The 19,427-nt window shown below is 70.0% G+C and carries 13 protein-coding genes, 1 tRNA gene and 1 pseudogene; 4 read left to right on the top strand and 11 right to left on the bottom strand.

The features are described from left to right. Nucleotides 1-12: 12 nt before the first annotated feature. A complete protein-coding gene (locus FHX68_RS03435; RefSeq protein ID WP_141379749.1) occupies nucleotides 13-1,047 on the bottom strand; it encodes an LLM class flavin-dependent oxidoreductase in 1,035 nt (344 codons plus the stop codon). Nucleotides 1,048-1,411: 364 nt separating this feature from the next. Here FHX68_RS03435 and FHX68_RS15710 point away from each other — a divergent pair. Beyond that, a pseudogene (locus FHX68_RS15710) lies at nucleotides 1,412-1,579 on the top strand (glycoside hydrolase family 6 protein); the annotation flags it as partial. Nucleotides 1,580-1,670: 91 nt separating this feature from the next. After that, entirely contained in the window at nucleotides 1,671-1,970 is a 300-nt protein-coding gene (locus FHX68_RS15705; protein ID WP_229661483.1) for a cellulose binding domain-containing protein, read from the top strand. A 22-nt stretch (nucleotides 1,971-1,992) separates the two neighbouring features. Here the strand turns inward: FHX68_RS15705 and FHX68_RS03425 are convergent, their stop codons facing one another. After that, the gene (locus FHX68_RS03425) at nucleotides 1,993-3,675 is read right to left on the bottom strand and encodes a DUF885 domain-containing protein (protein ID WP_141379748.1); all 1,683 of its coding nucleotides are present in this window, start codon (nucleotides 3,673-3,675) and stop codon (nucleotides 1,993-1,995) included. 96 nt (nucleotides 3,676-3,771) lie between these two features. Continuing rightward, a complete protein-coding gene (polA, locus tag FHX68_RS03420; RefSeq protein WP_141379747.1) occupies nucleotides 3,772-6,408 on the bottom strand; it encodes a DNA polymerase I in 2,637 nt (878 codons plus the stop codon). 57 nt (nucleotides 6,409-6,465) lie between these two features. Here polA and FHX68_RS03415 point away from each other — a divergent pair, with 57 nt between their 5' ends. Further along, nucleotides 6,466-6,900, top strand: a complete 435-nt coding sequence (locus FHX68_RS03415) for a hotdog fold thioesterase (RefSeq protein ID WP_141379746.1) — start codon at nucleotides 6,466-6,468, stop codon at nucleotides 6,898-6,900. A gap of 41 nt (nucleotides 6,901-6,941) precedes the next feature. Here the strand turns inward: FHX68_RS03415 and FHX68_RS03410 are convergent, their stop codons facing one another. Next, nucleotides 6,942-7,562: an ANTAR domain-containing response regulator gene (locus FHX68_RS03410; RefSeq protein ID WP_141379745.1), complete on the bottom strand. Its 621-nt coding sequence runs from the start codon at nucleotides 7,560-7,562 to the stop codon at nucleotides 6,942-6,944. A gap of 57 nt (nucleotides 7,563-7,619) precedes the next feature. Here FHX68_RS03410 and FHX68_RS03405 point away from each other — a divergent pair. Continuing rightward, nucleotides 7,620-7,702, top strand: a tRNA-Leu gene (locus FHX68_RS03405). A 73-nt stretch (nucleotides 7,703-7,775) separates the two neighbouring features. Here FHX68_RS03405 and pyk read toward each other — a convergent pair. The 7 genes from pyk to trpC form a co-directional block, all read right to left on the bottom strand. After that, complete coding sequence (gene pyk, locus FHX68_RS03400) at nucleotides 7,776-9,224, bottom strand: pyruvate kinase (RefSeq protein ID WP_141379744.1); 1,449 nt, start codon at nucleotides 9,222-9,224, stop codon at nucleotides 7,776-7,778. A gap of 45 nt (nucleotides 9,225-9,269) precedes the next feature. After that, a complete protein-coding gene (locus FHX68_RS03395; protein WP_141379743.1) occupies nucleotides 9,270-10,739 on the bottom strand; it encodes a glutamate synthase subunit beta in 1,470 nt (489 codons plus the stop codon). Beyond that, nucleotides 10,732-15,318, bottom strand: coding sequence for a glutamate synthase large subunit (gene gltB / locus FHX68_RS03390; protein ID WP_141379742.1), 4,587 nt, complete (start codon nucleotides 15,316-15,318; stop codon nucleotides 10,732-10,734). The genes FHX68_RS03395 and gltB overlap by 8 nt, the downstream gene beginning before the upstream one ends. A gap of 63 nt (nucleotides 15,319-15,381) precedes the next feature. Continuing rightward, on the bottom strand, nucleotides 15,382-16,368 hold the full coding sequence (gene lgt, locus FHX68_RS03385; protein WP_141379741.1) for a prolipoprotein diacylglyceryl transferase: 987 nt from the start codon (nucleotides 16,366-16,368) through the stop codon (nucleotides 15,382-15,384). A 173-nt stretch (nucleotides 16,369-16,541) separates the two neighbouring features. Beyond that, entirely contained in the window at nucleotides 16,542-17,324 is a 783-nt protein-coding gene (gene trpA, locus FHX68_RS03380) for a tryptophan synthase subunit alpha (protein WP_141379740.1), read from the bottom strand. Next, a complete protein-coding gene (gene trpB, locus FHX68_RS03375) occupies nucleotides 17,321-18,580 on the bottom strand; it encodes a tryptophan synthase subunit beta (RefSeq protein ID WP_141379739.1) in 1,260 nt (419 codons plus the stop codon). The genes trpA and trpB overlap by 4 nt, the downstream gene beginning before the upstream one ends. Continuing rightward, on the bottom strand, nucleotides 18,577-19,425 hold the full coding sequence (trpC, locus tag FHX68_RS03370; RefSeq protein WP_141379738.1) for an indole-3-glycerol phosphate synthase TrpC: 849 nt from the start codon (nucleotides 19,423-19,425) through the stop codon (nucleotides 18,577-18,579). The genes trpB and trpC overlap by 4 nt, the downstream gene beginning before the upstream one ends. Nucleotides 19,426-19,427 lie beyond the last annotated feature (2 nt).

Raw genomic sequence — 19,427 nt, 5'->3', positions numbered from 1 at the left:
GATGCATGCTACTCAGCCGCGCGCGAGCAGATCGTGCACCATCGGGGCCACGACCTCGCCGTACAGCTCGATGGAGTGCAGCAGCTTGCCGTGATCGAGCGTGCCGTTGGCGTACTTCAGGTCGAAGCGGTCGGCGCCGAGCGTCTCGACCGTCGCGGCGATCTTGCGGGCGACCGTCTCCGGCGACCCGGCGTACAGGGCGCCCTCGGGGCCGATGTCGTGCTGGAACTGCAGCCGGCTGTACGGCGGCCAGCCGCGCTCGGCGCCGATCGCGTTGCGGTTTGCCTCCATCGCTGGGTAGAGCTCCTCCCACGCCTGCGCGTCGGTGTCGGCGATGTGCCCGGGCGAATGGATGCCGATGGGCAGGCGATCCCGCCCAAACGAGTCGAGCGAGCGGTGGTACAGGTCGACATACCGCCGGAAGCGCTCGGCGGAGCCGCCGATGATCGCGAGCATGAGTCCGTACCCGTATCGGGCGGTGCGCACGACCGACTCGGGCGAGCCGCCGACCCCGACCCACGCGGTGATGCCGTTCGCGGTCTTCGGGTAGACGTCGGCGTTCTCGAGCGCGGCGCGCGTGGTGCCCTGCCAGGTGACGGGCTTCTCGTCGCGGAGGCGTGAGAAGAGGTCGAGCTTCTCCTCGAAGAGCACCTCGTAGTCGGCGAGGTCGTAGCCGAACAGCGGGAACGACTCGATGAACGAGCCGCGCCCGAGGATCACCTCGGCGCGCCCGTCAGAGATCGCGTCGAGGGTCGCGAACCGCTCGTACACGCGCACGGGGTCGTCGCTCGAGAGCACCGTCACGGCGGTGCCGAGGTGGATCTTCTCGGTCCGCGCGGCGGCGGCCGCGAGCACGAGCTCCGGGCTCGACACCGCGAACTCGTGACGGTGGTGCTCCCCCACCCCGAAGAACGACAGTCCGACCTCGTCGGCGCGCACCGCCTCGTCGACGATGTCGCGGATCGTCTGCGCGTCGGTGGAACGCGTGCCGTCGGGGCGGATCGTGATGTCGCCGAACGTGTCGAGACCGAGTGCTACTTCATGCATGTGAATGTGAACCACGAGAGCGGATGCCGCATTCCCGGCGGCCGTGATGCGGGCGAGCGGCGACCGACGCGGAGCGCTCGTCGCGGTCTCGGATCGGGCCTCCTAATGACCCAGCGAGTGACGCGCCATCGTCTCTGTCACGAGGAACGTCGCACAAACCGCGAGAGTCGCCAACGCCGGTGGGTGGCCTCGGTGGAGCCGCTCCGGAATGACCCGCTGGCCAGACGAGGGGTCTTGATGGAGCTGGGACGGTCGCGCCAAAGTGGCGGGCGATGCGTCCATGGGAGCGCTCTCACCCATGGGTGCATCACGACGATGACGTCACCGTGCCGCCATCGCTTACCCCTGTGGAGGCCTCCCCCCTATGTTCACCTCACGCCCTCGGCGCACGGCGATCCTCGTCGCCGACACGAGCCGCAACGGCCTCGGACCCTGGCCGTACCCCGCAGGCGTCTATCCCGAGCATGAGGACTGGTGCAACCCGCCCGCGCGCGGCAGGGGCGCTCTTCCCACCACGACGACGAACGTCCCCCTAGTGGATGCGTACCTGTGGATCAAGGTGCCCGGCGAGTCCGACGGCCAGTGCTTCCGTGGCACGGGCGGCCCCACTGATCCGGCGCGGCATGGAAGACCCGCCGGCGGGCCACTGGTTCGTCGAGCAGGCGAGGGAGCTCATCGCGCTCGGCAACCCCTCGCTGGCTCCACTGACCTGCGACGTCGTCGTCACGGGCACGAAGGTGGGCGCCGGCTTCCTTGCCGCGCTGACGGTCAAGAACTCGGGCACAGAACCGTTGCGGGCGTGGAAGCTGGCGTGGACGTTCGACGGAGATCAGCGCGTGCGAACGGTCGTCGGCGGCTCCTTCTCGCAGCAGGGCGCGACCGTCACCGTTGCGGCACCGCACGATCGCACCGGACGCAGATGACCGGCCCGCGTGCTGAGCCGATTCAGTTCGCGAGGGCGAGGCGGAGGGTGTCGAGTCCGACGCCGCCCAGACGCAGGGCGCGCATGTGGAACCGCTTGATGTCGAAGTCGTCGCCCTCGCGTTCGGCGGTCTCGTCGCGGATCTGCTCCCAGATGCGCTGGCCGACCTTGTACGAGGGAGCCTGGCCCGGCCAGCCGAGGTAGCGGTTCACCTCGAACTGGATGAACTCGTCGGGCATGTTGACGTTTCGGCGCATGAACTCGAGCGCGTAGTCGGCATCCCACACCCCTTCGCCGTCGAGGCGCGGCTTGCCGAGGTGCACGCCGATGTCGAGCACGACGCGGGCGGCGCGCATGCGCTGACCGTCGAGCATGCCGAGCCGGTCGGCCGGGTCGTCGAGGTAGCCGAGCTGCTCCATCAGCCGCTCGGCGTAGAGCGCCCAGCCCTCGGCGTGCCCGCTCGATCCGGCGAGCAGCCGCCGCCACGAGTTGAGCTCGGCGCGGTTGTAGACCGCCTGCGCGATCTGCAGGTGATGGCCCGGCACGCCCTCGTGGTAGACCGTGGTCAGTTCGCGCCACGTGTCGAACGAGTCGACGCCCTCGGGCACCGACCACCACATCCGGCCCGGGCGGGAGAAGTCGTCGGTCGGGCCGGTGTAGTAGATGCCGCCCTCGTTCGTGGGGGCGATCAGGCACTCGAGCGTGCGGATGGGCTCCGGGATGTCGAAGTGGCTCTCACCGAGCTCGGCGACGGCCCGGTCGCTGGTCTCCTGCATCCACTTCTGCAGCGCGTCGGTGCCGTGGAGCTTGCGCTCCGGGTCCTGCTCGAGGAACGCGACGGCCTCCTCCACGGTCGCACCGGGGAGGATCTCGTTCGCGATCGACTCCTGCTCGGCGACCATGCGGGCGAGCTCCGCGACACCCCACTCGTACGTCTCGTCGAGGTCGATCTCGGCGCCGAGGAAGCGGCGCGAGTGCAGCGCGTAGAGCTCCCGACCGACGGCATCGTGCTCGGATGCCACCGGTGCCAGTTCGTCGCGCAGGAAGTCGGCCAGCTCGTCGTACGCGACGCGCGCGGCACCGGCGTGCTCGGCGACGGCGCGTGCGAGCGAGGCCGGCAGGTGCCCCTCGGCGGGCGCCGCCTCGTGCGCGAACGAGGCGAAGAATCCGTTGTCGGCCGTGTAGCGCGCGATCTGGGTGACGACCTCGCGTACCTGTCGGCGGGCCGGCACGACGCCCGCCTCGATGCCCGTGCGGAGGGTCTGCACGTAGCCGTCGAGCGCGGCGGGTACGGCGCGCAGCCGATCGGAGATCAGCGTCCAGTCCTCGATCGTGTCGGTCGGCATGAGGTCGAACACGCTCCGGAGGTCCTGCGGCGGCGAGGCGATCACGTTGAGGTCGCGCAGGTGCGCGCCGGCCTCGTAGAGCTCGAGCGAGAGGCGCAGGTCGCCCGCCAGCTCGGCCTTCGTGACGACGTCGACCTCGTCGACGGGCTCCGCCGCCTCGAGAGCGGCGAGCGTCGCCTGAGCGGCACGGTAGCGGGCCTCGTGCCCCGCGGGCGAGAGGTCTTCGAGGCGTCCGTTGTGCTCGAAGCGGCCGATGTAGGTCGCGACGGTCGGCAGCATCTCGGCGATGTCGTCGACCCACGCCTCGGCGATCTGATCGATGGCCGTGGGGGTACGCGGAGTGGACTGTGCGTCGGTCATCCTTCGAGCCTAATCCCACGCCGGGCGCCACCGCGTGTCAGTGGATGCCGGTGCCCGTCGCGCCGGGTGGATGCCGGTCGCGCCGGGTCGCGCCGGTCAGTGCCCGGCGACGTCCCAGTTCGCGCCGCGCCCGATCTGCACGTCGAGCGGCACCGACAGCTCGGCGGCGTCGCCCATGCGCTGTCGCACGATCGACTCCACCGCGTCCCCCTCCCCCGGCGCCACCTCGACGACGAGCTCGTCGTGAATCTGCAGCAGCACACGCGAGCGCAGCCCGTCGGTGATGAGCTGGTCATGGATGTGCAGGAGGCCGAGCTTCATGATGTCGGCCGCGCTCCCCTGGATCGGGGCGTTGAGCGCCGCCCGCTCGGCGTTCTCGCGGAGCACGCGGTTGGGGCTGGCGAGGTCGGGGAACGGCCGGCGGCGGCCGAAGATCGTCTCGGTGTATCCGTCGACGCGCGCCTGCGCGACCGATTCGCGCAGGTAGTCGCGCACCGCGCCGAACCGGGCGAAGTACTCGGTCATCAGCAGCTTCGCCTCGGACTGGTCGATCCGCAGCTGCTTGGACAGCCCGAACGCGCTGAGCCCGTAGACGAGGCCGTAGCTCATCGCCTTCACCTTCGTGCGCATAGCGGGCGTGACATCGGCGGGGGCGACGCCGAACACCCGCGAACCGACGAACCGATGCAGGTCCTCCCCCGAGTTGAACGCCTCGATGAGCCCCTCATCGCCGGACAGGTGCGCCATGATGCGCATCTCGATCTGCGAGTAGTCGGCGGTCAGCAGCGTCTCGTAGCCCTCGCCGACCTCGAACGCCGCGCGGATGCGGTGCGACTCCTCGTTGCGGATCGGGATGTTCTGCAGGTTGGGGTCGGTGCTCGAGAGTCGCCCCGTCTGGCTGCCCGTCTGCAGATACGTCGTGTGCGCGCGCCCGTCGGGTCCGATCGCGACGTCGAGCGACTCGATGATCTGGCGGAGCTTCGTCGCCTCGCGATGCTGCAGCAGCAGATCGAGGAAGGGGTGCGGGTTCGACTCCTGCAGATCGGCGAGCACCGCGGCATCCGTCGAATAGCCGGTCTTGGTCTTGCGGGTCTTCGGCAGGTGGAGCTGCTCGAAGAGCACGTCCTGCAGCTGCTTGGGCGAACCGAGATTCACCTCGCGATCGATCTCCGCGTACGCGCGGGTGGCGATGTCGTCAGCGCGGGCGGCGAGCTCCGACGAGAACGCCGAGAGCTTCTCGTGCGAGATCGCCACACCGGCGAGCTCCATGTCGGCCAGCGCGCCGAGGGTCGGCAGCTCGATGTCGGTGAGCACTGCGGCGACCGACGCGGGCATCTCTTCGCGGATCCGCTCGGTCACGCGCAGGGCGTACCAGCCCAGCTGACCGGGTGTCGCGCCCTCGGTCTCGGGCACGAGCTGGCGCGGATCGGCCTCGGGCAGCTTCTCGTCGAGGTAGCGGCCCACGAGGTCGCCGAGGGTCTTGTCGGGGAAGCTCGGCCGCACGAGCCAGCCGGCGAGGATCGGGTCGAACGACAGCCCGCCGAGCGCGACGCCGGCGCGGCGGAGCGCCTTCACCTGGGGCTTGGCGTCGGTGAGCACCTTCGGGGCGTCCGATTCGAGCCAGTCGCGCAGCGCCTCGGCGATGTCGTCGCTCCAGGGCGCCTCGACCGCGGCATCCAGCGAGGCGATGCCGATCCGCGCGGGCAGGCCGCCCTCGACCGTGACGGTGAGCGCGAGCTCACCCTCCTGCGCGTCGACCCAGGCGCGGGCGCCGGCGGGGTCGACCTCGGCCGCGACGGGCGCCGCGACGGTGGGTGCGGCGGTGGATGCCTCGTCGGCGTCGCCACCCAGAGCGTCGAAGACGCGCGGCAGGAGCGTGCGGAACTCCAGGCGCGCGAAGATATCGCGCACCGCCTCCGCGTCGATCGGCTGCACGGCGAGGTCGTCCGGCCCGACCGGCAGCTCGACATCGCGCAGCAGCGCGTTCAGCGACCGGTTGCGGCGCACGTCGTCGAGGTGCTCGCGGAGGTTGCCGCCGACGACGCCGGTGATCTTGTCGGCGTTCTCGAGCAGCGCGTCGAGGCTCCCCCACTGGTTCAGCCACTTGACCGCGGTCTTCTCGCCGACCTTCGGCACGCCGGGCAGGTTGTCGCTCGTCTCGCCGACGAGGGCGGCGATGTCGGGATAGTTCGCCGGCGGCAGGCCGTACTTCTCGACGACCGCATCGGGCGTGTAGCGCTTCAGCTGCGACACGCCCTGCACGCTCGGGTACAGCAGGGTCACATCGTCGGTGACGAGCTGGATCGTGTCGCGGTCGCCGGAGCAGACGAGCACGTCGTACCCCGCAGCCGCGCCCTCAGTGGCGAGGGTGGCGAGGATGTCGTCGGCCTCGATCCCCTCCTTGGTGAGCACGGTGACGTTCATCGCCGCGAGGGCCTCCTGCAGGAGCGGGATCTGACCGGTGAACTCGGCCGGTGAGGCGGAGCGGTTCGCCTTGTACTCCGGGTACTCGTCGGTGCGGAAGGAGTGCCGCGAGGTGTCGAACGCGACCGCCAGATGCGTCGGCTGCTCGGCCTTGACGAGGTTCACGAACATCGACAGGAACCCGTAGATGCCGTTGGTGTGCTGCCCGTCCTTCGTGGAGAAGTTGTCGACGGGCAGCGCGAAGAACGCGCGGTAGGCCAGCGAGTGGCCGTCGACGACGAGAAGGGTAGGCTTTTCCGAGTCCGTCACCCCACCAGCGTAGTCAGGGGTCCGGACACTCCCGCCGCTCGATCTCGAAGGTGAACGATGAGCTCAGATTCCCCCGCCCTGGCATCCGACGGTCTCGACTGGGCACGGCGCCGCGGGATGGGCGCTCTCGCCGAGAAGATGGGCATCGAGTTCACGGAATTCTCGATCGAGCGCTCGGTGGCCACCATGCCGGTCGAGGGGAACACGCAGCCCGTCGGGCTCCTGCACGGCGGTGCGTACGTCGTGCTCGGCGAGTCGCTCGGCTCGATGGCGGCGAACCTGCACGCCGGGCCCGACCGCCTCGCGGTCGGTGTCGACATCAACGCGACGCACACCCGCTCGGCCACGAGCGGCATCGTCACGGGCGTCTGCACGCCCGTGCACCTCGGCCGCTCGATCACGGTGCACGAGATCGCGGTGACCGACGATCAGGGTCGCCGTTGCTCGACGATCCGCATCACCAACATGATCACCGACCGCCCCGGCGCCTGACCGAGGCATCCGCCCACCCGCACGCGGGGCGCGGCGGCGGGTCAGGCCTTCTTGGGCGAGAGCTGCTCGATGATCGCCTTGGCGACGTCCTGCATCGTGAGGCGACGGTCCATCGACGCCTTCTGGATCCAACGGAACGCCTCCGGCTCGCTGAGGCCCATCTTCTCGTTGAGGAGGCCCTTGGCCCGGTCGACGAGCTTGCGGGTCTCGAAGCGCTCGACCATATCGGCGACCTCGGCCTCGAGCGTGATGATCTGCTCGTAGCGGGCGAGGGCGATCTCGATCGCCGGCAGCAGGTCGTTCGGCGTGAAGGGCTTCACGACGTACGCGAGGGCGCCGGCTTCGCTCGCGCGCTCGACGAGCTCCTTCTGGCTGAAGGCCGTCAGCAGCACGACGGGGGCGACGTGGTTCTTGCTGAGCTTCTCGGCGGCGGAGATGCCGTCCAGGACGGGCATCTTCACGTCCATGATGACGAGGTCGGGGCGCAGCTCGGTCGCCAGTTGGACGGCCGTCTCACCGTCGCCGGCTTCTCCGACGACGTCGAAGCCGTTGTCGCGGAGGATCTCGACGATGTCGAGGCGGATCAGCGATTCATCCTCGGCGACGACGACCCGGCGCGGGGCAGACGGGCTCGAGGCGGGGTTCAGTTCCTGCTCAGTCACCTGTCCATCCTAGAGCCAGCGAGAGGGCGCACCTGCGATAGTCTCTTCTGGACGTGCGCCGGTGTGGCGGAATGGCAGACGCGACCGACTCAAACTCGGTTGCCTGAAAGGGCGTGTGGGTTCGACTCCCACCACCGGCACGAGCGTGAGAACGCCGAAGGGCGGATGCGGGGTCTCCCCCGGCATCCGCCCTTCGTCATGTCTGTCGACCGACTACTTCTCCGACTGGTAGATGGGCGCCTTGCCGTTGACGGCGTCGCCGATCTTGTGGATGCGGATGTCGTTGGTCGATCCGATGATTCCGGGAGGCGAACCCGAGATCACGACGACCTTGTCGCCTTCCTTCGCGAGTCCCTGGCCGAGGAAGAACTCGTCGACCTGGATGAACATGAGGTCGGTGTGCGCGACGTGCTCGACGAGCGTCGACTGCACGCCCCACGTGAGCGCCATACGACGGCGGATCGCGGGGTCGACCGCGAACGCCATCATCGGGATGCGTGGGCGCAGGCGCGACATGCGACGCGCGGTATCGCCCGACTCGGTGAAGATGCAGATGAACTTCGCCCCGACGAACTCGGCGACCTCGTTCGCGGCCAGCGTGATGATGCCACCCTGCGTGCGGGGCTTCGCGCTGACCGGGAGGATGCGCTCGAGACCGTGGTCTTCCGTCGATTCGACGATGCGGGCCATCGTCTGGACCGTGATGACGGGGTACTCGCCGACGCTCGTCTCGCCCGAGAGCATGACCGCGTCCGTGCCGTCGAGGACGGCGTTGGCGACGTCGGACGCCTCAGCACGCGTAGGCACGGGGGAGTGGATCATCGACTCGAGCATCTGCGTCGCGACGATGACCGGCTTCGCCATGCGGCGGCAGAGCTCGACAGCCTCCTTCTGGACGATCGGGACAACTTCGAGCGGCAGCTCGACGGCGAGGTCGCCGCGGGCGACCATGATGCCGTCGAAGGCGTCGATGATCTCCTCGAGGTTGTCGACGGCCTGCGGCTTCTCGATCTTGGCGATGACGGGGACCTTGCGGCCTTCCTCCGCCATGATCTCGTGCACGCGCGTGACGTCGGCGGCGTCGCGCACGAACGACAGCGCGATGAGGTCGGCGCCCGCCCGCAGGCCCCAGCGCAGGTCCGACTCATCCTTCTCGGACAGGGCGGGGACGCTGACGGCGACGCCGGGCAGGTTGATGCCCTTGTTGTTGGAGACGGTGCCGGCGACGACGACCTTGGTCGTGACGACCGGGCCGTCGACGCTCTCGACCTGAACGCGGACCTTGCCGTCGTCGATGAGCAGGGAGTCGCCCGGTGAGACATCGCCGGCGAGGCCCTTGAAGGTCGTGCCGACGAGGTCGCGCGTGCCGACGACATCCTCGGTCGTGATGCGGAAGGTGTCGCCCACGGCGAGGTCGTGCGGTCCGTCGCTGAACTTGCCCAGACGGATCTTCGGCCCCTGCAGGTCGACGAGGATGGCGACGGCGCGGCCCGCGTCGTCGGCAGCCTTGCGCACGTTGGCGAAACGGCCTTCGTGCTCGGCGTAGGAGCCGTGGCTGAGGTTCAAACGGGCCACGTCCACACCGGCATCGATGATCGCACGGATCATCTCATACGATTCGGTGGCGGGCCCCAGGGTGGCGACGATCTTTGCGCGTCTCACTGACTGATCTCCGGTCTGTGTTCGGTTTTCGGGGGTGGATCCAGCCTACGCGGGCTGGAGGCCGATCGCGACGTCCCTCGGCCCGACGGGCGAAGGCAGGTTGGTGCGACCCATGAGGTACTCGTCGACCGCGGCCGCCGCCGCGCGACCCTCCGCGATCGCCCAGACGATCAGCGACTGGCCACGGCCGGCGTCCCCGGCCACGAACACGCCGGGGGCAGTCGACTGGAAGTCGTCACCGCGCTCGACGTTGCCGCGGCCCGTGAACACGGTACCCAGCTGCTCCTCGAGGGCGCTCCGCTCCGGGCCGGTGAAACCCATCGCGATGAGGATCAGGTCGGCCGGGATCTCGCGCTCGGTGCCGCTACGGGGCACGCGACGGCCATCGGGCAGGTACTCGGTCTCGGCCAGGCGCAGGGCCCGCACCTCGCCGGCCTCGTTGCCGAGGAACTCGACGGTGGATGCGAGGTAGGCGCGCTCGCCACCCTCCTCGTGCGCCGAGGAGACCTCGAAGAGCGTCGGCATGGTCGGCCACGGCTGGTGGTCGGGGCGCGCGGTCGGCGGCTGCTTGCCAATGGCGAGGTTCGTGACGCTGAGGGCACCCTGGCGGTGCGCGGTGCCGATGCAGTCGGCGCCGGTGTCGCCGCCGCCGATCACGATGACGTGCTTGCCCTCGGCGTGGATCTGGTGCGGCACCTGGTCGCCCGCGACGGCCTTGTTCGACTCGACGAGATACTCCATCGCGAAGTGCACGCCGTCGAGGTCGCGCCCCGGGATCGCGATGTCGCGCGCCTCGGTGGCACCGGTGGCGACCACGACCGCGTCGTAGCGGGCGCGCAGCTCGCTCCACGTGATGTCGACGCCGATCTCGACGCCGGCACGGAACCGCGTGCCCTCGTCCTGCATCTGGCGCAGGCGCGACTCGAGGTGGCGCTTCTCCATCTTGAAGTCGGGGATACCGTATCGGAGGAGTCCGCCGATCCGATCGTCCCGCTCGAAGACGGCGACGGTGTGGCCCGCTCGGGTGAGCTGCTGCGCGGCCGCGAGGCCGGCGGGGCCCGATCCGACGACCGCGACGGTCTTGCCGGTGAGGCGGGCCGGCGGCTCGGCCTCGACCCAGCCGTTCGCGAACGCGTCGTCGATCGTCGCCACTTCGATCTGCTTGATCGTGACGGCGGGCTGGTTGATCCCGAGCACGCACGACGACTCGCACGGCGCCGGGCAGAGGCGTCCGGTGAACTCCGGGAAGTTGTTCGTCGCGTGCAGACGCTCGATCGCGGCACGGCCCTCGCCGCGCCACATCAGGTCGTTCCACTCCGGGATCAGGTTTCCCAGGGGGCATCCCTTGTGGCAGAACGGGATGCCGCAGTCCATGCAGCGGCCGGCCTGCCGGCGGAGCACGGCCGAGTCACCCGGCTCGTACACCTCTTTCCAGTCCATGATGCGCACGGGAACCGGCCGGCGCGCCGGGAGCTCGCGCTCGGTGGTCTTCAGAAAGCCCTTGGGGTCAGCCACCGGTCACCTCCATGATGCGGTTCCAGACGACGTCGCCATCGGGGTCGAGCCCCTCGGCGGCGGCGTCCTGTCGGGTTTGCAGCACTGCCGCGTAGTCGCGCGGCAGCACGCGGACGAAGTTCTCGGACTCCGCCTCGAAGTCGTCCAGCAGAGCGGATGCCAGGGTCGACCCGGTCTCGGCGACGTGCCGCTCGAGCAGGTCGCGGAGGATCTCCACGTCGCCCGAGCCGAGCTCGAGCAGCTCCAGCTCGCCGCTCGCGAGCGCCTCGCGGTTCACCAGCTCCCGCTCGAGGCGGTAGACGTAGGCGGTGCCGCCCGACATGCCGGCGCCGAGGTTGCGGCCCGTCGCGCCGAGGATCACGGCGAGCCCGCCGGTCATGTACTCCAGCGCGTGGTCGCCCACGCCTTCGACGACCGCGGTCGCGCCGGAGTTGCGGACGAGGAACCGCTCCCCCACGACGCCGCGCAGGAACATGCTGCCCTGCGTCGCGCCGTAGCCGATCACGTTGCCCGCGATGACGTTCCGCGACGCGTCGAACGACGCGTCGCGCGGCGGTCGCACGACGATCTGACCGCCGGAGAGGCCCTTGCCGACGTAGTCGTTCGAGTCGCCCTCGAGGCGCAGGGTGATCCCCGCCGGGAGGAAGGCGCCGAAGGACTGACCGGCCGAGCCCGTGAGGTTTACCTCGATGGTGCCCGCGGGCAGGCCGTGCTCGCCGTGCGCCAGGGTGACGCGGTTGCCGAGCATCGTGCCCACGGCACGCTCGGTGTTGCGGATCGGCAGCGACACCTCGAAGTGCCCGCCGTGCGCGATGACGTCCTGCGCCTGCTCGATGAGCGGCACGTCGAAGTGCTTCTCGAGCTCGTGGTCCTGCTCGCGCGCGTGCCGACGCGGGGCATCGGGTGCGAAGGCGGGGCCGTCCAGGATCGGCGCGAGGTCGAGCCCCGACGCCTTCCAGTGTTCGATCGCACCGTTGACGTCGAGCACGTCGCTGCGCCCGATCGCCTCGTCGAGCGAGCGGAAGCCGAGCTCGGCGAGGTACTCGCGCACCTCCTGGGCGATGAACTGCATGAAGTTCACGACGAACTCCGGCTTGCCGGTGAAGCGGCTGCGCAGCACCGGGTTCTGCGTCGCGACGCCGACCGGGCAGGTGTCGAGGTGGCAGACGCGCATCATGATGCAGCCTTCGACGACGAGCGCGGTGGTCGCGAACCCGAACTCCTCGGCGCCGAGCAGCGCCGCGACGATCACGTCGCGACCGGTCTTCAGCTGGCCGTCGGCCTGCACGACCACGCGGTCGCGCATGTCGTTGAGCATGAGCGTCTGCTGCGTCTCTGCGAGACCCAGCTCCCACGGCGTGCCCGCGTGCTTGAGCGAGTTGAGCGGGCTCGCGCCGGTGCCGCCGTCGTGCCCCGAGACGAGGATGACGTCGGCGAGGGCCTTCGCCGTGCCGGCGGCGACCGCGCCGATGCCCGACTGGCTCACGAGCTTCACGTGCACCCGCGCCGCGGGGTTCGCGCGCTTCAGGTCGAAGATCAGCTGCTTGAGGTCTTCGATCGAGTAGATGTCGTGGTGCGGCGGCGGCGAGATGAGCCCGACGCCGGGGGTGCCGCCGCGGGTGCGCGCGATCCACGGGTAGACCTTGCCGGGCGGCAGCTGGCCGCCCTCGCCGGGCTTGGCGCCCTGCGCGAGCTTGATCTGGATGTCGTCGGCGTGCGTCAGGTACATGCTCGTCACACCGAAGCGACCGGATGCCACCTGCTTGATCGCGCTCCGGCGGGCCGGGTCGAGCAGGCGGTCGACGTCTTCGCCGCCCTCGCCGGTGTTCGACTTGGCGCCGATGGAGTTCATCGCGATCGCGAGCGTCTCGTGCGCCTCTTTCGAGATCGACCCGTAGCTCATCGCGCCGGTGGAGAAGCGCTTCACGATCGATTCGACGGGTTCGACCTCGTCGATCGGCACGGCGGGCCGCTCCCCCGTCTTCAGGCGGAACATGCCCCGCAGGGTCTTCAGCTCGCTCGCCTGGTCGTCGACGAGCTTCGTGTACTCGCGGAAGATGTCGTAGCGGCGTGCCCGCGTCGAGTGCTGCAGACGGAAGACGGTGTCGGGGTTGAAGAGGTGCGGGGCCCCATCACGGCGCCACTGATACTCGCCGCCGGTCCAGAGACGCTCGTGGGCGCGCGCGGCGCCGTCCTCGGGATATGCGTAGTCGTGCCGGGCCTGGTTCTCGGCGGCGATCTCCCGCATGCCGATGCCGCCGAGCTTCGTCTCGGTGCCCGTGAAGTACTTCGCGACGAACTCCTCCGAGAGCCCGACCGCCTCGAACACCTGGGATCCGGCGTAGGAGGAGACCGTCGAGATGCCCATCTTGGACATGATCTTCAGCACGCCCTTGCCGAGCGCGTAGATGAGGTTCTTCACGGCCTTCTCGGGCGTGACGCCCGTGATGAAGCCCGCGCGCACGAGGTACTCGACCGTCTCCATCGCGAGGTACGGGTTGACGGCAGAGGCGCCGTAGCCCATCAGCGTCGCCACGTGATGCACCTCGCGCACGTCGCCCGCCTCGACCACGAGACCGACCTTCATCCGGTTCTCCTGGCGGATGAGGTGGTGGTGCACCGCGGAGAGCATCAGCAGCGACGGGATCGGGACGAGGTCCTTGTTCGAGTCGCGGTCGCTCAGGATGATGAACTCCGCGCCCTGCTCGATCGCGGCGTCGACCTCGGCGCATATCTCGTCGATGCGCTGCTCCAGGGCATCCGGACCCTTCTCGAAGGGGTAGAGACCGCGGATCGTCACCGACCGCCGGCCGGGCAGCGCCTTGTCGATGTTCTGGAGCTTGGCGAGCTCGTCGTTGTCGATCACCGGGAAGTCGAGCGTGATCGTGCGGGTGTGGTCGGGCCCCCAATCGAGGAGGTTCCGCTCCGGACCGAGACCGAGGGCGAGCGAGGTGACGACCTCTTCGCGGATCGAGTCGAGCGGCGGGTTGGTCACCTGCGCGAACTGCTGCACGAAGTAGTCGAAGAGCAGGCGCGGCCGTTCGCTGAGCACCGCGATCGGGGCATCCGACCCCATCGCGCCGAGCGGTTCGGCGCCGTTCTGGCCCATCGGCGTGAGGAGGATGCGCACCTCTTCCTCGGTGTAGCCGAACGTGCGCTGGCGGCGCGTGATCGAGGCGATCGGGTGCACGATGTGCTCGCGCTCGGGGAGGTCCTTCAGGCGCACCCGACCCGCGTCGAGCCATTCCTGCCAGGGCTGGAGGGCCGCGAGGTCGCGCTTGACCTCGTCGTCCTCGATGATCCGCTGCTGGGCGGTGTCGACGACGAACATGCGCCCCGGGCGGAGGCGTCCGCGGCGCTTGATGCGCTCGGGGGCGAAGTCGAGCACGCCCGTCTCCGAGCCGATCACGACGAGTCCGTCGGTCGTCTCGGTCCAGCGGCCGGGGCGCAGGCCGTTGCGGTCGAGGGTCGCGCCGACGAGGGTGCCGTCGGTGAAGATCAGCGCGGCGGGGCCGTCCCACGGCTCCATCTGCATCGAGTGGTACTCGTAGAAGGCGCGGAGGTCGGGCGCGATGCCGGTCTGCTTCTCGTAGGCCTCGGGCACCATCATCATGATCGCGTGCGGGAGGCTGCGCCCGGTGAGGGTGAGCAGCTCCAGCACCTCGTCGAACGAGGCAGAGTCGCTCGCGCCGCCCGTGCAGATCGGCAGGAGCGGGCGGATGTCGCCGACGAGCTCGGACTCGAGCTGCGACTGACGGGCGCGCATCCAGTTGCGGTTGGCGCCGACGGTGTTGATCTCGCCGTTGTGGGCGAGCATGCGCAGCGGCTGCGCGAGCGGCCACGACGGGAACGTGTTCGTCGAGTAGCGCGAGTGCACGACGGCGAGCTCGCTCTCGAAGCGCTCGTCCTGCAGATCGGGGTAGAACGGCTCGAGCTGGAGGGTCGTGACCATGCCCTTGTACCCGAGCGTGCGGGCGCTCAGCGACACGAAGTAGGCGTCGTGCTCGCGGCGTGCACGCTTGCGCAACCGGTAGACACGGCGGTCGAGGTCGATGCCCGCGAGCGCGGGCGCGTCGCCGACGGCGGGGCGCGAGACGAACAGCTGCTCGAATGCGGGGCGCGCGGCGTAGGCGAGCTTGCCGAGGTGCTCCTCCACTGTCGGCACCTCGCGCCAGCCGAGCACCGTCAGCCCCTCGGCGGCGGCGATCTGTTCGACGCCGGCCTTGACGGCGGCGCGCTCGTCGTCGTCGCGCGGCAGGAACGCCATGCCCGCCGCGTACTCACCCGCCGGCGGCAGGTCGAAGTGCGTGACCGCGCGGAGGAAGGCATCCGGCATCTGCGTCAGGATGCCGGCGCCGTCTCCCGTACCCGCGTCGGAGCCGATCGCACCGCGGTGCTCGAGGTTGCGAAGCGCCTCGAGGGCCAGCTCCACGATGTCGTGCCCCGGCTCGCCGCGGAGCGTCGCGACCATCGCGAGCCCGCAGGCATCCTTCTCGAAGGCAGGGTTGTACATGCCCTGCTTGACGGGGAACGCGGAGGCGTGCCGGGTGGTGTCTTCACGACGGGGGCTGGAGGCCATAGCTACCGTCCTCATAGTCTTGCTGAAACGGGGACGACGTCGGCCCTGATGTCCTGCGGGGTGTTACCTGGAGACGACTGTGCTTGTGGCGGAGTCCGCGGTGGATTCGGACGTCGGGGGTGCGCTGACGTCGACGAATGCATCGGTGTCCTGCGATTGTACATCCCCGCCGCCGGTCCATTCGCGCCCCGGGTAGTAGGGCGAGGGCTCGAGGCCCGGGTGGCGGCGCTTCTGCACGAAGAATATCACGAGACCGACCACGACGCCGATGATCGCGGCCCACACGTTCGTGCGCAGGCCCAGGAAGACCTCGCTCGGATCGATGCGGATGTTCTCCCACACGATCCGCCCGGCGCTGTACCAGACGAGGTAGAGCGCGAAGAGGCGTCCCCACTGCAGGGTGAAGCGCTTATCGGCCCAGAGCAGGAAGATGACGCCCAGCACGTTCCAGATGGCCTCGTAGAGGAACGTCGGGTGGAACAGGGTGCCCTCGGGCAGGCCGACCGGCCACGCGGCGTTCGGGTAGTCGATCTGAAGACCCCAGGGCAGGTCGGTGGGGAGGCCGTAGAGCTCCTGGTTGAACCAGTTGCCGAACCGGCCCATCGCCTGGGCGAGGAGGAGGCCCGGAGCGAGGGCGTCGGCGAACGTCCAGAACCGGATTCCGGTCCACTTGCAGCCGAGCCACGCGCCGATCGCGCCGCCGATGAGGGCGCCGAAGATCGCGATGCCGCCGTCCCACACGTTCCAGATCGCGTCGCGCACGAACGGGTTCCACCACTCGCGGCCCTGCTCGAAGTAGAAACCCCAGTGGGTCACGACGTGGAAGATGCGCGCGCCGATGATCGCGAGCGGCACGGCGAGCAGACAGATGTCGATGACCACCCACGGCTCGGCGCCGCGCTTGGTGAGCCGGTGGTTCGTCATGATGGCCGCCGCGACGATGCCGGCGAGGATGCACAGCGCGTAGAAGTGGATCGTCAGCGGGCCGAGCTGGAAGGAGCTGACCGGCGGACTGGGGATCGACAGGGCCACGGAGGACGAAAAGAGCACGAGCGGCAGTCTACTTCGCCCCGCGCACCACCCCACGCGCCCCGGGCCCCCCCACGAGGCATCCCCCCACTTTCGCCGACCCGCCAAGCTTTGGCCGAGCCGGCACGATATGGCCCGCACAGAACGTGGCGGCTCGGCCGCGGGATAGCGGCTCGCGGGGATGGGGTGGGGGGTCAGCGGGGGGTGCCGGATGCCAGGGCGCGCGCCTCGGCGCGCAGGCCCTCGACCCCGCCGTCGCGGAGCGCGCGCACGAGCGCGGTGCCCACGATCGCCCCGTCGGCGTACTCGACGACGCCGGCGACCTGCTCGGGCGTCGAGATGCCGATGCCGACGCACGCACGCGGCACGCCGTGCTCGCGCAGACGTGCGACGAGACCGCGCGCCGCGGCATCCAGCTCGGCGCGCTCCCCCGTGATGCCCATCGTCGAAACGGTGTAGACGAAGCCGGTGGATGCCCGGGCGATCATCTCGAGGCGCTCGTCGGTCGAGGTCGGCGCCGCGAGGAACACGCGGTCGAGCCCGGTGCGCTCGGAGGCGGCGATCCACTCGGCGGCCGCGTCGGGGGTGATGTCGGGGGTGATGAGCCCCGCGCCGCCGGCGGCGAGGAGGTCGTCGGCGTAACGGTCGACGCCGTACAGCAGCACGGGGTTCCAGTACGTCATCACGAGGATCGGCACGTCGGTGCGCGCGGCGATCTCGCGGACCGCGGTGAAGGTGTCGCGCAGGCGGAAGCCGGCGGCGAGGGCCGCCTGGGTCGCCTCCTGGATGACGACGCCGTCCATCACCGGGTCGGAGTAGGGCGGACCGAGCTCGAGCACGTCGGAACCCGATTCGGCGAGGGCGACCGCGGCGTCGATCGAGGTCTGCAGGTCGGGGTAGCCGATGGGCAGGTAGCCGACGAAGGCGCCTCGGCCGGCGGCCTCGGCGGCGTCGATCGCGGCGGCGACGCGGCTCACAGCTCGATCCCCTCTCCGCGCGCCGCGTCGTCGGCGGGAGGGGTCTCGACGGGCCGTTCGCCCTCGTCGTACAGCCCGAACCACGTGGCGGCGGTGTCCATGTCCTTGTCGCCGCGGCCGGAGAGGCTCACCGCGAGGATCGCGTCCGGCCCCAGCTCGCGGCCGATCCGGAGCGCCCCGGCGAGGGCGTGCGCCGACTCGATCGCGGGGATGATCCCCTCGGTGCGGCTCAGCAGCCGCAGGGCGTCCATCGCCTCGGCATCCGTCGCGGGGATGTACTCGGCACGCCCGATGTCGGAGAGCCAGGCGTGCTCGGGGCCGACCCCGGGGTAGTCGAGGCCTGCCGAGATCGAGTGCGACTCGACGGTCTGCCCGTCCTCGTCCTGCAGCACGTATGTCTTCGCGCCGTGCAGCACGCCGGGGCGTCCCCGTTCGATGGATGCCGCGTGCTTCTCGGTCTCGACGCCGTCGCCGGCGGCCTCGACGCCGTACAGGCGCACGCCCTCGTCGTCGAGGAACGCGTCGAACATCCCGATCGCGTTCGACCCGCCGCCGACGCAGGCGATGACCGCATCGGGGAGGCGCCCGGTCGTCTCGAGCAGCTGCGCGCGCGCCTCTTCGGAGATGATCTTCTGGAAATCGCGCACCATCGCGGGGAACGGGTGCGGGCCGGCGGCCGTGCCGAAGATGTAGTTCGTCGTCTCGACCGAGGCCACCCAGTCGCGATACGCCTCGTTGATCGCGTCCTTCAGGGTGCGCGATCCCGTCGTGACCGGGATCACCTCCGCGCCCAGCAGCCGCATGCGGGCGACGTTGAGCGCCTGACGCTCGGTATCGACCTCGCCCATGTAGATCGTGCAGTCGAACCCGAAGAGGGCCGCGGCGGTCGCCGTCGCGACGCCGTGCTGTCCGGCACCGGTCTCGGCGATGACGCGCGTCTTGCCGAGGCGCTTCGTGAGCAGCGCCTGGCCCAGCACGTTGTTGATCTTGTGCGAGCCGGTGTGGTTGAGGTCTTCGCGCTTGAGGAAGACGCGCGCCCCGCCGGCGTGCTCGGCGAAACGCGGCACCTCGGTGAGCGCGGAGGGACGGCCCGCGTACGAGTGCAGCAGCGCTTCAAGCTCGGCCGCGAACGCGGGATCGGCCATCGCCGTCTCGTACACCGCGGTGAGCTCATCGATCGCGGCGATGAGCGACTCGGGCATGTAGCGGCCGCCGAACTCGCCGAAGAACGGGCCGTGTTGGTCGCGCAGGCTCATCGGGATGCTCCTTCTTCGGCCGTGACATCTTCCGCCGCGAGCTCCCCCGCCGCGAGCTCCCCGGCCGGGACGTCGCCCGCTGCGAGGAACGCGTGCAGCGTCGCGACCGGGTCGTTCGTGACGAGCGCCTCGCCGACGAGCACGACGTCGGCGCCCGCCGCGCGGTAGTGCGCCACGTCGGCGGGGGCCCTGACTGCCGACTCGGCGATCTTCACGGCGCCCTCCGGGAACTCTCCGGCGAGCGAGCCGAAGAGGTCGCGGTCGAGCTCGAACGTCGACAGGTTCCGCGCGTTGACGCCGATGAGCGTCGCACCGAGGTCGGCGGCGCGGGACAGCTCTTCGCGCGAGTGCGTCTCGACGAGCGGGGTCATGCCGAGCTCGCGGACCAGATCGTGCAGCTGCTGCAGCAGGGGCTGCTCGAGCGCGGCGACGATCAGGAGCACGAGGTCCGCCCCGGATGCCCGGGCCTCGAGCACCTGGTACGGCGTGGCGACGAAGTCCTTGCGCAGCACGGGCAGCGACACCTGTGCCTTGACGGCTTCGAGATCGGCGAGCGAGCCCTTGAACCGGCGTCCCTCGGTCAGCACGGAGATCGCCGACGCACCGCCCTCCTCGTACCTCGCCGCCTGCAGGGCGGGATCGGGGATGTCGGCGAGGTCGCCGCGCGACGGGCTCGCGCGCTTGACCTCGGCGATGATCTTCACGCGCTCCGCCGGAGCGAGCGCGGCCAGAGCGTCGAGGGCGGGAGCCTGCGCGAGAGCGTCGCGTTCGACGTCGGCGAGCGGCCGACGAGCGGCGCGGGCCTCGGCATCCTCCACCGCGCCGGCGGTGAGGTCTGCCAGCATGA

Source organism: Microbacterium lacticum (assembly GCF_006716815.1).
In the GTDB taxonomy this organism is placed as follows: Bacteria; Actinomycetota; Actinomycetes; order Actinomycetales; family Microbacteriaceae; genus Microbacterium; species Microbacterium lacticum.
This window is presented reverse-complemented; position numbering and strand designations above follow the sequence as displayed.

Coding starts and splice junctions, on each gene's coding strand:
- FHX68_RS03415 (WP_141379746.1), top strand. CDS start 6,466: ATGAGCTCAGATTCCCCCGCCCTGGCATCCGACGGTCTCGACTGGGCA.
- gltB (WP_141379742.1), bottom strand. CDS start 15,318: ATGGCCTCCAGCCCCCGTCGTGAAGACACCACCCGGCACGCCTCCGCG.
- FHX68_RS03425 (WP_141379748.1), bottom strand. CDS start 3,675: ATGACCGACGCACAGTCCACTCCGCGTACCCCCACGGCCATCGATCAG.
- FHX68_RS03435 (WP_141379749.1), bottom strand. CDS start 1,047: ATGCATGAAGTAGCACTCGGTCTCGACACGTTCGGCGACATCACGATC.
- FHX68_RS15705 (WP_229661483.1), top strand. CDS start 1,671: ATGGAAGACCCGCCGGCGGGCCACTGGTTCGTCGAGCAGGCGAGGGAG.
- trpB (WP_141379739.1), bottom strand. CDS start 18,580: ATGAGCCTGCGCGACCAACACGGCCCGTTCTTCGGCGAGTTCGGCGGC.
- trpC (WP_141379738.1), bottom strand. CDS start 19,425: ATGCTGGCAGACCTCACCGCCGGCGCGGTGGAGGATGCCGAGGCCCGC.